This window comes from Salicola sp. AFF1 (assembly GCF_056783195.1).
Genome location: NZ_JBXAYL010000123.1, coordinates 1 through 580, shown reverse-complemented (window position 1 = coordinate 580; position 580 = coordinate 1). Strand labels below are relative to the sequence as shown.

The 580-nt window shown below is 63.8% G+C and carries 1 protein-coding gene; it reads right to left on the bottom strand.

Going from position 1 to position 580, the window contains the following annotated elements; translation table 11 throughout:
• Positions 1-71: 71 nt before the first annotated feature.
• A partial coding sequence (locus tag AC1RQI_RS17015; protein ID WP_481905802.1) for a transposase occupies positions 72-580 on the bottom strand: 509 nt, incomplete at its 5' end.

Sequence of the window (580 nt, the reverse complement as noted above, 5' to 3'; positions counted from 1 at the left end):
CGGGAGCTGACCCGTGTCAGGCACAGTCTGAAGGAAGGCGTCGGCGGTGGCGTTGAACGGTGTTGCCTAGCTCAGCGAGTTCGTTTGTAACCCTCACAGCCCTGGGTGGCCGGTCGTCGACGATGACGTGGGTAGCGTCGGCCCGGACGTTCGCACGTCAGACTTTTTCGCATCAGCGCCAGAAGACGCGCCATGGCCTCGGCGCAGGGCTCGAGCACAAGCGCCACGAGCGTGTTTTTGAGTCGCGACACGCCCTGGGTGAAGTTGGCTTTGCAGCGCCACTGGCGGTGCTGGTTCTGACGCTCGATACGCGGCTGCTGCGACAGCTGCATCAGCATGGCGAGGTTTTTCAGCAGCAGTTGGGCGTGAAAGTCCTGAAGCACGGCCGTGACCGAGCGCCCGCTGAAATTGTCCAGCTTCAGGGTCTGTTTGAGCCGCCGATAGTCGGTCTCGATGCCCCAGCGCCGGTGGTAGAGTTGCTGGAACGCATCAGCCGGGAACGCCTCGGTGTCGAGCAGCGAGGTGGCCAGCACCTCCACTTCGCCGCTCGCCAGCGTCACCCGGATCAACCGCATGGCGA